The organism is Stenotrophomonas maltophilia group sp. RY12688 (assembly GCF_052149045.1).
Taxonomy (GTDB): domain Bacteria; phylum Pseudomonadota; class Gammaproteobacteria; order Xanthomonadales; family Xanthomonadaceae; genus Stenotrophomonas; species Stenotrophomonas sepilia.
Map to the genome: position 1 here is coordinate 2,817,170 of NZ_CP197389.1, position 11,989 is coordinate 2,829,158.

An 11,989-nucleotide genomic window follows, 5' to 3' on the forward strand; every position below is an offset into this window, starting at 1 on the left:
TGTCGAAGGGGCGAAAACGACTTAATCCCCTCCGTCCCCTTTTGCGTGGCGCTGGAAAGCGGCGGGCGTGGTGCCGGCCATGCTGCGGAAGAAGGCGATGAACGGGCTCTCGGCGGAGAAGCCAGTGTCCTGCGCCACATGCGCGACGCGATGCCCGAGCAGCAGCAGCTCCATGGCCCGCATCAGGCGCCATTGCTGGCGCCAGGCCTGATAGCCCATGCCGGTATCACGTTGCATCAGCCGGCCAATGGTGCGCACGCTCAGACCCGCGCGCTCGGCCAGCTCGCCCAGTTCGGGCGGCAGCTGTTCGGCCAGCGGCAGGCAACGTGCAATGCGTGGATCACGCGGCAAAGGCAGGTCCATCGGCGCCACCGGTGCAGCGGCGATTTCCAGCACGCACAACGCCAGTTGATGGTATGCGCGCGGCAATTGCCAGTCATGGTCGAACGGCGCCTGCGTGATCGGCTCCAGCAAGGCCTGCAGCAGCGGACCTACGCCGATGATCGCCGGTTGCCGGGGCAGCTGGGCCGACAGGGTGGCGTCGAAATACAACGAACGGTAGTCGACCGCCTGGCGCATCTGCGCGCGATGGCGCAGCCCGCCCGGAATCCACGCCGCGCGCGCAGGCGGCAGCAGGCTGATGCGATCACCGTAGGTCAGGCGCGTACAGCCCTGCCGGGTGTAGAGCAGCTGCGCACGTGCATGCTGGTGCCAACCCGAATCGTGATCCGCCAGTGACGCCGCGATCCCCAGCACCGGAGCGCTCCAGGCATCAGCGTCGAAGGGCGTGTCCGGCTGCAACCAGGCCATGTCCGATTTCATATATCCAATGACAGGATGCAGAGAGTGCGCCATTGCAGGCGCGACCACAATGCGCGGCCCTGTTCGTGGAGCGCCCGCATGTCGCGTCGCCTGTTGTTGCTCACCATCGCGCTGCTGATGTTTCCCCAGCTGGCGCAGACCCTGTACAGCCCGGCCCTGGCCGATCTGGCCAAACGCTTCGCCCTGCCGCCGGGTACCGCCAGCCAGGCCATGAGCCTGTATCTGTTCGGCTTCGCTGCAGGCGTGCTGCTGTGGGGGCGCCTGGCTGATCGTATCGGTCGTCGCCCGGCCCTTCTCTGTGGCCTCGGCGTCTTTGCCGTGGCTGCACTGTGCGGCCTGCTGGCTGGCAGCTTCGGCCCGGTGTTGCTGGCCCAAGCGCTGGCTGCGGTCGGCGCCGCCTCCGCTTCGGTGGTCACCCAGACCGTGCTGCGCGACCATCTGCAGGGGCCGGCGTTGGCGCAGGCATTCTCCTGGATCGGCATGGCCCTGGCCCTGAGTCCGGCCATCGGCCTTGCACTGGGCACGCTGCTGGTCGCCGCCCATGGCTACGTCGGCGTACAGTCCGGCCTGCTGCTGATCGCTGCCCTGCTGGCAGTCGCATGCCTGGCGGGCCTGCGTGAAAGCCGCCCTGCACATATCCCGCACACGCCCATGCTGCCGCTGCTGCGGCAACTGCTGCGCGATCGCTGGATCTGGTCACAGGCGCTGCTGGTGACGGCGTTCAACGTGGCGATGTACAGCTGGTATGTACTCGGCCCCTTCGTGTTTGCGCGCCTGCACTGGCCCGCCGTCTGGTTCGGCGCCAGCGGCGCGGTGCTGGCACTGGGCTCGGCATTGGGCGCGTGGGGCAATGGCCGCCTGCTGCGTGCAGGCGTTGCCACAACAACGCGCATCCGCATCGCCGCAGGCCTGGTCCTCACGGGAGGCTTGCTGGCCGCGTTGCTGCATGATCACCCTGCCCTGGTCGCGGCGATGGTCCCAGTGGTGACGGGCTTCGGCCTGGCCATTCCCAATGTGCTCGGCCAGGCCCTGCGCGGCTATCCACACTGTCTCGGCAGCGCAGGCGCGCTGTTCGGCCTGCTCTACTACCTGTTGATCGGTGCGGCAATGGCGCTGGTCGGTGCAGTGCAGCTGCTGGGACCGACGCTCATCGTGTGTGGCCTGCTGGCCTTGTGGTTGCAGCGACGGCGTCCCGCTGCGACCTAGGAATTGCTGCAAATGGAGCGCACTGTGCGCGGCTTCCGGGAACGGCTTTGATTCGCTGGCTATCGTGCGCGCTGTCCCACCCAAGGCAGATGCCCATGATCACCATCACCGCCGAACAGGCCCGCGCCAATGCTGACGCCGCCAAGCGCCCGATCGAGCTGTTCTACCGCGACCTCGACAACGCCATCCAGGCCGGCTCGGAAAATGGCCGTCGCTACATCGTGTTCGGCTTCAGCCAGGTAATGGCCAGCGAGCAGCTCGTCGAAGACGCGGTCGCACAATTGCTGAAGAATGGTTTCGATGTCGAACGGCTGTTGAGCGACTCCGAACAGCACTACATCCGCATCAGCTGGGGAATTGCCGAGCCGACGCGCCTCAGCGCCGGCTGATGGTGAAGGCAGCGCCGTCCACGCCCAGGTCCCAGCCCTTGCCGGTGCCGGACAGGGCCAGCGAGATGTCGCCCTTGGTCATCACCTGCGCATTGCTGGATTTCACTGCGCCGGCATGCGCACCGACCGAGGCGTAGGTGCCCAGCAGCTCGTTGACGCTGACCGCGCCGGTGAAGCTGCCACGCCCATTGGTGATCTTCGACTTGCCCACGGTCAGGCCGCCGCCCTTCACTTCGATACGCACCGGCATGCTGGCGCCATTGCTGCAGGTGACCGTGCCATTGCCGGAGGCGGTCTTGTAGATCAGCGACCAGCCGGACAGGTTGTAGCGCAGCTGGCAATCGAGATTGCCGGCGGCGTGTGCAGCAGGGGCCAGCGTGGCAGCAGACAGGGCCAGCAGCAGGGCGAAGGGCTTGTTCATGGCAGGACTTCCAGTTCGGTCGGACTGCCGGCGAATCTAGCAGCGCGCGCGTGCACGTTGGATGCAGGCGCGCGCGCTGGTGCGGCGTTGTTCAGGCCGTGGCTCAGGCCTGTTCGTCCAGGTGGAAGGCATCGGCATCGAGCATCGCCGGGAAGCGCGCGCGATGTGCGGCCAGGGCATCGGCCGAGATGGTGGTGGTCACCACCTGTTCGCGTTCGCGGATCTCCACCTGCGGCTGGCCGAGGAAGTCGATCACCGCGCTATCGCCGGCGTAGTGCAGCTGCTTGCCGTCCACGCCGATGCGGTTCACCGCCGCCACGAAGCACAGGTTCTCGATTGCCCGCGCACGCAGCAGGGTCTTCCACGCATAGGCGCGCGCCGACGGCCAGTTGGCGACGAAGATCTGCAGGTCGAAATCCAGCTGCTGCGGGCGTTCGACGTTGTAGCGGTTGCGGCAGAACACCGGGAAACGCAGGTCGTAGCAGACCTGCGGATTGATCCGCCAACCCTTCCATTCCACGCTCAGGCGCTCGCGGCCAGCAGCATAGCGTTCGTGCTCGCCGCCGTAGCGGAACAGGTGGCGCTTGTCGTAGTACTGCAGCTCGCCCTCGGGCGTGGCAAACAGCAGGCGGTTGTACACGCCCTCGCCGTCGCGCAGCTGCACGCTGCCGATCACCGCCGCGTCCAGCGCCTTCGCTTGTTCGCGCACCCAGGCCACGGACGGGCCGTCCATGCCTTCGGCCTGGGCAATGGCCTCGTTGGAGAAACCACTGGTGAAGGTCTCCGGCAGGATCACCAGGTCGGTGGTGCCGGCCAGCGGCGCCAGCAGCGCGCCATAGTAGGCACGGTTGCCGGCCGGGTCGTGCCAGCGGGTGTCGCCCTGGACGAGGGAAATGCGCAGGTCCTGCATGTCTACGCCTCCGCTCACAGCAGGCGCAGGCGTTCGATCGCCGCGTCCATGGTCGCTTCGTTCTTGGCGAAGCACAGGCGCACCAGGCGCTGGCCGGCCGGCGGAGTCTCGTAGAACGGCGACAGCGGAATGGCAGTGACGCCCTTCTCGATAGTCAGCCACTTCACGAATTCGTGGTCCGGCAGGTCGCTGATGGCCGAGTAGTCGACCAGCTGGAAGTAGCCGCCCGGGACCGGCAGCGCCTTCAGGCGGGTGCTGGCCAGCTGCTCGCGGAAGCGGTCGCGCTTGGCCTGGTAGAACGCGCCCAGTTCCAGGTGGTGTTCCGGCTCATCGCGGATCATCGCGGCGAAACCGTACTGCGCCGGGCCGAAGCTGGTGAAGGTGTTGTACTGGTGCACCTTGCGGAACTCGGCGGTCAGCGCCGGCGGGGCGATCGCATAGCCGATCTTCCAGCCGGTGCAGTGGTAGGTCTTGCCGAAGCTGGAGATCACGAACGCGCGCTCGCGCAGTTCCGGGTAGCGCAGCGCTGACTCATGGCGACGGCCGTCGTAGATGATGTGCTCATACACTTCATCGGAAATCAGGTAGATCTGCGTGCCGCGCAGCAGTTCGGCCAGCGCCTGCATGTCCTGCGCCGACAGCATCGCGCCGGACGGATTGTGCGGGGTGTTGACGATCAACATGCGGGTGCGCGGGGAGATCGCTGCACGCACGCGATCCCAATCGACGGCGAAGGTCTGCGGATCGAGCGACACATGCACCGCCTTGGCGCCGGCCAGGTCGATCGCCGGCTCGTAGCAGTCGTAGGCCGGGTCGAGCACGATCACTTCCTCGCCCGCACGCACCACGGCGTGGATGGCGTTGAAGATCGCCTCGGTGCCGCCGCTGGTGACGGTGATCTCGCTGTCCGCATCCACCTGCGCGCCGTAGCAGTCCAGCGCCTTCTGGGCGATGGCCTGGCGCAGCGGGGCCACGCCGGTCATCGGCGGGTACTGGTTCAGCCCGGCGGCCATCGCCTTGGCAGTCTCATCGATCAGGCGCTGCGGCGCGGAAAAGTCCGGGAAACCCTGGCCCAGGTTGACCGCGCCGTGTTCGGCGGCGAGCTGGGACATCACGGTGAAGATCGTGGTACCGACCTTGGGCAGCTTGGTGGTGGGTTGCATCGGCCTGGACTGTGGGGAACAAGGCCTCCGAGTTTACGCAATCCGCGCGTCGGTGGTGCCGGCCGCTGGCCGGCAACCTCGGCTGGCAGTTGGAGAAATTGCCAGCCAGCGGCCGGCACTACCCTGCGAATTCACCGCTACAATTGCGACCGCACTCCGGCATGAAGACCCCTGCCCCTTGAACACCCCTGCATTGCTGGCCGCCAGCGGCCTGAGCTTCTCCCGCAATGACGAGCCGGTGTTCGGCCCGCTGGACTTCCATGTGGACGCGGGTGAAGCCCTGCTGGTGCAGGGTGGCAACGGCGCCGGCAAGACCACCCTGCTGCGCGTTCTGGCCGGCCTGGCCCGGCCCGGCGCCGGCCAGGTGCGGATCGACGGCAAGCCCTCCAGCAACGCAGAGCGTGCGCGCTATGTCGCCTATCTCAGCCACCTGCCGGCGCTGAAGCCGGACCTCGGCACGCTGGAAAACCTGCACTTCCTGTGTGGCCTGCACGGCCGCCGTGCGCGGCAGATGCCCGGCAACGCGCTGGCCATCGTCGGCCTGGCCGGTTACGAGGACACTCTGGTACGCCACCTGTCGGCCGGGCAGAAGCGGCGGCTGGCACTGGCGCGCATCTGGCTGTCGCCGGCGCCACTGTGGCTGCTCGACGAACCCTACGCCAACCTCGACCTGGAGGGCATCACCCTGGTCAACCGGATGATTTCGGCGCACCTGCGCGCCGGCGGCGCTGCGCTGGTCACCACCCATGGCGCCTATGCCGCACCGCCGGTACGTACCCGCCAGCTCGACCTCGGCGGTGCCGCATGATCGCGCCGGGTACCGAACCAGGCCTGTGGCAGACCGCAGGCGCCCTGCTCAAGCGCGACCTGCGCCTGCTCTGGCGCCGCCGCGGCGACGCGCTGCAACCGCTGCTGTTCGCGGTGCTGGTGGTGGTGCTGTTCGCGCTGGCCCAGGGTCGTGAGCCACAACTGCTGGCCGCCACCGCCGGCGCCGTGCTGTGGCTGGCCGTGCTGCTGGCGGGACAGCTGTCGCTGGATTCGCTGTTCCGTTCCGACGCCGAAGATGGCTCGCTGGAGCAATGGCTGCTGGCGCCGGTGCCGCTGCCCTGGCTGGTACTGGTGCGCGTGCTGCTGCACTGGGCCACCACGGCACTGCCGCTGATCGTGGTCAGCCCGCTGCTGGCCGAAATGCTGCATCTGCCGCATGACCAGCTGCCGATGTTGCTGGCATCGTTGCTGCTGGGCACGCCCTTGCTGAGCCTGATCGGTGGCGTGGTCGCCGCACTGACCGTTGGCATCCGGCGCTCTGGTATTCTCGTGGCGCTGCTGTCGTTGCCGCTGTACGTGCCGGTGCTGGTGTTCGGCGCAGGCAGCCTGGCGGCAGCCGGGCGCGGGCAGGATCCGGTCGGTGCGCTGCTGATGCTGGGCGCCGGCCTGCTGGTCGCGCTGGTGCTGGCGCCGCTGGCCACCGCCGCTGCAATACGTATTTCTCTGAGTTGACCGAGCTGAGAGCCAATCCACCCCTGCTGGATAGCCGCCACGCATGAATCCGATTGTCCGCTGGTTCCACCAACTCGGTTCGCCTCCCACGTTCGACCGTTTCGCTGCCCGCTGGTCGCGGGTGTTCTACCTTGCTGCAGTGCCGGTGCTGCTGGTCGGCATGTGGCAGGCGCTGCTGGTGGTGCCGCCTGAAGCCAAGCAGCTGGACAGCTTCCGGATCCTCTACATCCACGTGCCCAGTGCCTGGATGAGCCTGTTCGTGTTCGCGCTGATGGCGCTGTATGCCGCGATCGCGCTGATCTGGCGGATCAAGGTCTGCGAGATCCTGGCCATGGCCTGCGCGCCGATGGGCGCCGGCTTCACCCTCATCACCCTGCTGACCGGCAGCATCTGGGGCAAGGGCACCTGGGGCACCTGGTGGGACTGGGACCCACGCATGACCAGCGAACTGGTACTGCTGTTCCTGTACCTGGGCGTGATCGGCCTGTACCACGCCATCGAAGACCGCCGCAGCGCCGCGCGCGCCGCTGGCCTGCTGGCGATTGTAGGTGTCAGCCTGCTGCCGGTGATCCGCTATTCGGTGGACTGGTGGGGTGGCCTGCACCAGCGCCAGTCGATCAGCGTGTTCGGTGAATCGGCGATCAGCAGCGCGATGATCGCGCCGCTGTGGTGGATGGTGATCGGCACCAAGTTCTGGTTCGCCGGTTCGGTGCTGGCCAAGGCCCGCGCCGACAATCTCGACCGCGAGGCCGGCAAGGCCTGGGTCGGCGGCCGTGTCGATGCCGCGCGCGCCTCCCGGGAGGCCCAGCCATGACCCACCTGCCCTATGTGATCGGCGCCTACGCCGTATTCGTGCTGGTACTCAGCGCCGATGCCCTCGGTTCGTGGCTGCGCCTGCGCGTGGCGCGCCGGCTGGCACTGGCCCGCCAGCAGCGGCAGCAGACCCGCGCTGGCAGGCAGGACGCGGCGACGACGCTGTCGACGGAGCTGGAACGATGACCCCGGTGCAGCGTCGCCGCCTGGTGTGGGTGCTGCTGGCCCTGCTCGCCTCCGGCCTGGCCACCGCGCTGGTGGCGATGGCGCTCGAGCGCAACATCGCCTACCTGTACACCCCTTCGGAAGTGCTGCGCGGCGATGTCGATGCACAGTCGCGTTTCCGCTTGGGCGGCATGGTGGTGAAGGGCTCCTTCAACCGCCCGGTCGGCTCGCTGGAGGCGCGCTTCGAAGTGACCGACGGCGATGCACAGCTGGCGGTGACCACCTCGCGGATCCTGCCGGACATGTTCGCCGAAGGCACCGCGGTGGTCGCCAGTGGCCGCCTGCAGGACGGTGTCTTCGTCGCCGACGAAGTGCTGGCCAAGCACGATGAGAAGTACGTGCCGAAGGAAGTGGCCGACAAGATGGGCGATGCCCATCGCAAGCACGACGTGCCGGTGACGGCCCCCGAGGTGCGCTGAGTGCTGCCCGAACTGGGTCAGATCCTGCTGTTGTGTGCGTTGCTGGCCTCGCTGCTGCAGGCCGGCCTGCCGCTGGTCGGTGCGCATCGCAACAACGCGGCATGGATGGCAGTGGCGCGGCCTGCCGCCTTCGCGCAACTGCTGCTGTTGGCCGGCGCCTTCGCGGTGCTGACCGCCGCGTTCGTGCAGCAGGATTTCTCGGTGCGCTACGTGGCCGAGAACTCCAATTCGCTGCTGCCGCTGATCTACCGCTATTCGGCGGTGTGGGGCGCGCATGAGGGCTCGCTGCTGATGTGGGCGCTGGTGCTGGCATTGTGGACCGGCGCGGTGGCGCTGTTCTCGCGGCACCTGCCGGCATCGGTGCAGGCGCGCGTACTGGCGCTGATGGGCATCGTCAGCGTCGGCTTCCTCGCCTTCCTGATCTTCACCTCCAATCCGTTCCTGCGCCTGAACCCGGCGCCGCTGGAAGGCCGCGACCTCAATCCGCTGCTGCAGGATCCGGGCCTGATCATCCACCCGCCGATGCTGTACATCGGCTACGTGGGCTTTGCGGTGCCGTTCGCGTTCGCGGTGGCGGCATTGCTGGAAGGTCGCGTGGATGCGCGCTGGCTGCGCTGGACGCGGCCGTGGACCAACGTTGCCTGGGGCTTTTTGACCCTGGGCATCGCATTGGGCAGCTGGTGGGCCTACTACGAGCTGGGCTGGGGAGGCTGGTGGTTCTGGGACCCGGTGGAAAATGCCAGCTTCATGCCGTGGCTGGTCGGTGCGGCACTGATCCATTCACAGGCCGTCACTGAAAAGCGCGGCACCTTCGGCAGCTGGACCCTGCTGCTGGCGATCGCCGCCTTCGCGCTGTCACTGCTGGGCACCTTCCTGGTGCGCTCGGGCGTGCTGACCAGCGTGCATTCGTTCGCCGCCGATCCCTCGCGCGGCCTGTTCATCCTGGTGTTCCTGTCGGTGCTGGTGGGCGGCAGCCTGCTGCTGTATGCGCTGCGTGCCAGCCAGCTGAGCGTGGACGCCGACGATCCGCGCCGTGGCTTCACCGCCACCTCGCGCGAGACCCTGCTGCTGGCCAACAACCTGCTGCTGGCCACCGCCTGCGCAATGGTGCTGCTGGGCACGCTGTACCCGCTGCTGGCCGATGCGCTGTCGCTGGGCAAGATCTCGGTCGGCCCGCCCTACTTCGGCAGCCTGTTCCTGCTGCTGATGGCACCGATGATCCTGTTGCTGCCGTTCGGCCCGCTGGTGAAATGGCAGCGTGACCAGCCCTCGCGCGCCTTCGCGCTGCTGGCACCTTGGCTGGGACTGGCGCTGCTGCTGGGCGCGCTGGCCTGGTGGCAGGCGCCGCAGAACGGCTGGAAGGCCGGCATCGGCGTCGCCGCTGCGGCCTGGGTCGCACTCGGCACCGCACGCTTCGTCTGGCAGCGCCTGCGCGGCAACGGCCGCTTCACCGCCGAGATGCTCGGCATGATCGTCGCCCACGCCGGCATCGCCGTGTTCCTGGCGGGCGCGCTGCTGGTGGAAGCGCTGAACGTGCAACGCGAAGTGGCGCTGGCGCCTGGCCAGCAGCTGGTGATCGGTCGCCACGAAGTGCGCTTCGAGGGCGTGGACCATCGCGAAGGGCCGAATTTCATCGCCGACCGCGGCCACCTGCGCGTGTTCCTCGACGGCCGCGAGCTGGCCCTGCTGCATCCGGAAAAGCGCCAGTACGCCAGCGGCGGCCAGGTGATGACCGAGGCCGGCATCGATGCACGCTTCGACGGCGATGTCTACGTGGCATTGGGCGAGCCGCTGGGCAACAATGCATGGGCGGTACGGGTGCACATCAAGCCGTTCGTGCGCTGGATCTGGCTGGGCGCGCTGCTGATGGCCCTGGGCGGATTCATCACCGCCGCCGACCGCCGTTTCCGTCGTCCGTAGGAGTTCCCATGTCCGAGTCCCCCGCCCCGCGCCCCTCCCGCCCGCTGCCGCCGGTAGCCATCGTGATCGGCGTGCTGTTCTTCTTCGGCCTGCTCGGGCTGATGATCTACGGGGTGATGAAATCGGGCGACCCGCAGCGCGACGTGCTGCCGTCGGCCCTGATCGACAAGCCGGCGCCGGCGTTCGCGCTGCCGGTATTGCATGACCCGGAAATGATCGTACACAGCGACGACCTGCGCGGTGCGCCCTATCTGCTGAACGTCTGGGGCAGCTGGTGCGCGGCCTGCCGCGAAGAACATCCGGTGCTGACCCGCTTTGCCGAGAGCAAGCGCGTGCGCGTGATCGGCTACAACTGGAAGGATGATCCGACCGACGCGCTGCACTGGCTGGAACAGCTGGGCAACCCGTTCATGGTGGTGCTCAGCGACGTCGAGGGCCGCACCGCGATCGACTGGGGCGTGACCGCCGCACCGGAGACGTTCCTGGTCGATGGCAGTGGCATCGTGCGCTGGAAGTACAGTGGCGCGATGACCCAGCGCGTGGTCGACGAGAAGCTGATCCCGGCACTGCAGAAGATCGAGAAGGCCCAGGGCAGTGCCGGCAACACCCTGCATACGGCGCCCTGAGCCGATGCGCTGGCTGCTGGCGCTGCTGCTCCTGATGGTGCCGCTGGCCGCACTGGCCCAGCAGCCGCTGCACGATCCGCAGCCGCTGCAGTTCCGCGATGATGCCGAGGAACGCCGCTTCCATGACCTGGCCGCGCAGCTGCGCTGCGTGCAGTGCCAGAACCAGTCGCTGGCCGATTCCAATGCGCAGATCGCGCAGGACCTGCGCCGCGAGGTGCTGCAGCTGATGCAGCAGGGCCACGACGACGCACAGATCAAGCAGTTCCTGGTCGCCCGCTACGGTGAGTTCGTGCTCTATCAACCACCGTTGCAGCCGGGCACCTGGCTGCTGTGGGGTGGCCCCCTGCTGGTGCTCGGCGCCGGTGCACTGGTGGTGCTGGGCATCGTCCGCCGACGTGGACGCACCGTCGGCGCGGCACCGGCCGGCAAGGCCGATGAAGGAGACGAATGGTGAACCATTGGCTGCCGGTGCTGGCCGGCCTGGTTGCTGCGCTGATGGCAGCACTGGTGCTGTGGCCGTTGCGCCACCAAGGTCGTCGCGGTTTCGTGGTCGGCGTGTTCGCACTGGGCGTGGCCGGTGCCTGCCTGTACCTGCTGGTCGGTGATCCGCGTGCAGCACAGGTGCAGCCGACGCCGTCGGTAGCCACCCTGCGCGATGGCGTGCAGGCCCTGCAGGATGCACTGAAGCGCGACCCTCAGCGTGCCGATGGCTGGGCATTGCTCGGGCGTTCGCAGGCCGAACTGGGCAATGCCTCAGCTGCGGCAGACGCCTTCGCGAAGGCCGCCGAATTGGCACCGGATGATCCGGGCGTGCTGGTGGAAGCCGCGCAGGCGCGCGCGCAGGCTGATGCCGGCAAGCAGTTCGACGACACCGCGATGGCCTGGTTGCAGCAGGCACGTACACTGGCCCCCGACGCCGAGCGCGCCAGCTGGCTGCTGGGCATCGCCCTGCGGCAGCGCGGAAAGAACGCCGAGGCTGCGGACGTGTGGAGCGGCCTGCTGCCGCGACTGGAACCGGGCGCCGCGCGGGCGCTGCAGGCGCAGATCGCGATTGCCCGCGAGGCCGCTGGCCAGGCGCCCGATGCTGGCGCTGCGGCGCCAGCGGCGCTGCTGCAGGTGCGCGTGCAGCTGCCGGCACTGAACAACGACGACTGGCCCGCCAGCACCCAGGTGTTCGTGCTGGCCCGTGCCGTCGGCGGCCCGCCGATGCCGGTGGCCGCTCGCAAGCTGCCGCTGGCCGGCTTCCCGGCCACGGTTGCGCTGGGCGACGCTGACAGTCCGATGCCAACCGCACCGCTGTCGGCCCATCGCGAAGTGGAAGTGCTGGCACGCATCTCGCGCAGCGGCAGCGCCAACCGCAGCGAGGATGACCTGCAGAGCGTTCCGGTGAAGGTAAGCCTGCCGCATGAGGGCGTGGTGGAGCTGCGGTTTCCATAACGCGCCGCCCGGTAGTGCCGGCCGCTGGCCGGCAACCACGCAGGCGCATCAGGATTCATGAGGTTGCCGGCCAGCGGCCGGCACTACCTGCATCGCCGATGGAAACCAGCGTGTCGCCAGCTCCACATGCGGCCCCGC

At 68.1% G+C, this 11,989-nt stretch carries 15 protein-coding genes; 11 read left to right on the forward strand and 4 right to left on the reverse strand.

The window, feature by feature from the left end; all coding sequences use genetic code 11:
- Positions 1–21: 21 nt before the first annotated feature.
- The gene (locus ACS0OT_RS13240) at positions 22–810 is read right to left on the reverse strand and encodes an AraC family transcriptional regulator (RefSeq protein ID WP_442255852.1); all 789 of its coding nucleotides are present in this window, start codon (positions 808–810) and stop codon (positions 22–24) included.
- Between the two features lie 90 nt (positions 811–900).
- On the opposite strand from ACS0OT_RS13240, the gene ACS0OT_RS13245 reads away from it, so the two are divergent.
- Positions 901–2,028 carry an MFS transporter gene (locus ACS0OT_RS13245; RefSeq protein ID WP_065196630.1) on the forward strand — a complete coding sequence of 376 codons (1,128 nt, stop codon included), beginning with the start codon at positions 901–903 and terminating at the stop codon, positions 2,026–2,028.
- Positions 2,029–2,123: 95 nt separating this feature from the next.
- Positions 2,124–2,417, forward strand: a complete 294-nt coding sequence (locus ACS0OT_RS13250; RefSeq protein ID WP_065178276.1) for a hypothetical protein — start codon at positions 2,124–2,126, stop codon at positions 2,415–2,417.
- Here the strand turns inward: ACS0OT_RS13250 and ACS0OT_RS13255 are convergent.
- The 3 genes from ACS0OT_RS13255 to ACS0OT_RS13265 form a co-directional block, all read right to left on the reverse strand.
- Entirely contained in the window at positions 2,404–2,838 is a 435-nt protein-coding gene (locus ACS0OT_RS13255) for a hypothetical protein (protein WP_065196629.1), read from the reverse strand. The two genes, ACS0OT_RS13250 and ACS0OT_RS13255, sit on opposite strands and share 14 nt — an antisense overlap.
- Positions 2,839–2,941: 103 nt before the next feature.
- The gene (locus ACS0OT_RS13260; RefSeq protein ID WP_065186055.1) at positions 2,942–3,748 is read right to left on the reverse strand and encodes an amidohydrolase; all 807 of its coding nucleotides are present in this window, start codon (positions 3,746–3,748) and stop codon (positions 2,942–2,944) included.
- A gap of 14 nt (positions 3,749–3,762) precedes the next feature.
- A complete protein-coding gene (locus ACS0OT_RS13265; RefSeq protein ID WP_065186054.1) occupies positions 3,763–4,911 on the reverse strand; it encodes a pyridoxal phosphate-dependent aminotransferase in 1,149 nt (382 codons plus the stop codon).
- A 238-nt stretch (positions 4,912–5,149) separates the two neighbouring features.
- On the opposite strand from ACS0OT_RS13265, the gene ccmA reads away from it, so the two are divergent.
- Genes ccmA through ACS0OT_RS13310 form a run of 9 tightly spaced genes read left to right on the forward strand, consistent with a single transcriptional unit; the run spans position 5,150 to position 11,851 of the window.
- Positions 5,150–5,719, forward strand: a complete 570-nt coding sequence (gene ccmA / locus ACS0OT_RS13270) for a heme ABC exporter ATP-binding protein CcmA (protein ID WP_425604322.1) — start codon at positions 5,150–5,152, stop codon at positions 5,717–5,719.
- Positions 5,716–6,411 (forward strand): heme exporter protein CcmB, encoded by a 696-nt coding sequence (ccmB, locus tag ACS0OT_RS13275; protein ID WP_065186053.1) that lies wholly within the window; start codon positions 5,716–5,718, stop codon positions 6,409–6,411. Before ccmA ends, ccmB begins: the two co-directional genes overlap by 4 nt.
- A gap of 43 nt (positions 6,412–6,454) precedes the next feature.
- Positions 6,455–7,225 (forward strand): heme ABC transporter permease CcmC, encoded by a 771-nt coding sequence (gene ccmC, locus ACS0OT_RS13280; protein ID WP_005417651.1) that lies wholly within the window; start codon positions 6,455–6,457, stop codon positions 7,223–7,225.
- Positions 7,222–7,410 carry a heme exporter protein CcmD gene (locus tag ACS0OT_RS13285; protein WP_005417652.1) on the forward strand — a complete coding sequence of 63 codons (189 nt, stop codon included), beginning with the start codon at positions 7,222–7,224 and terminating at the stop codon, positions 7,408–7,410. Before ccmC ends, ACS0OT_RS13285 begins: the two co-directional genes overlap by 4 nt.
- Positions 7,407–7,868: a cytochrome c maturation protein CcmE gene (gene ccmE, locus ACS0OT_RS13290; protein ID WP_005417653.1), complete on the forward strand. Its 462-nt coding sequence runs from the start codon at positions 7,407–7,409 to the stop codon at positions 7,866–7,868. The genes ACS0OT_RS13285 and ccmE overlap by 4 nt, the downstream gene beginning before the upstream one ends.
- A complete protein-coding gene (locus tag ACS0OT_RS13295; protein WP_065186051.1) occupies positions 7,869–9,788 on the forward strand; it encodes a heme lyase CcmF/NrfE family subunit in 1,920 nt (639 codons plus the stop codon).
- 8 nt (positions 9,789–9,796) lie between these two features.
- The gene (locus ACS0OT_RS13300) at positions 9,797–10,414 is read left to right on the forward strand and encodes a DsbE family thiol:disulfide interchange protein (RefSeq protein ID WP_005417655.1); all 618 of its coding nucleotides are present in this window, start codon (positions 9,797–9,799) and stop codon (positions 10,412–10,414) included.
- Positions 10,415–10,418: 4 nt separating this feature from the next.
- Positions 10,419–10,868 (forward strand): cytochrome c-type biogenesis protein, encoded by a 450-nt coding sequence (locus ACS0OT_RS13305; RefSeq protein WP_065178270.1) that lies wholly within the window; start codon positions 10,419–10,421, stop codon positions 10,866–10,868.
- Positions 10,862–11,851: a tetratricopeptide repeat protein gene (locus tag ACS0OT_RS13310; RefSeq protein ID WP_164093192.1), complete on the forward strand. Its 990-nt coding sequence runs from the start codon at positions 10,862–10,864 to the stop codon at positions 11,849–11,851. The genes ACS0OT_RS13305 and ACS0OT_RS13310 overlap by 7 nt, the downstream gene beginning before the upstream one ends.
- Positions 11,852–11,989: the final 138 nt, after the last annotated feature.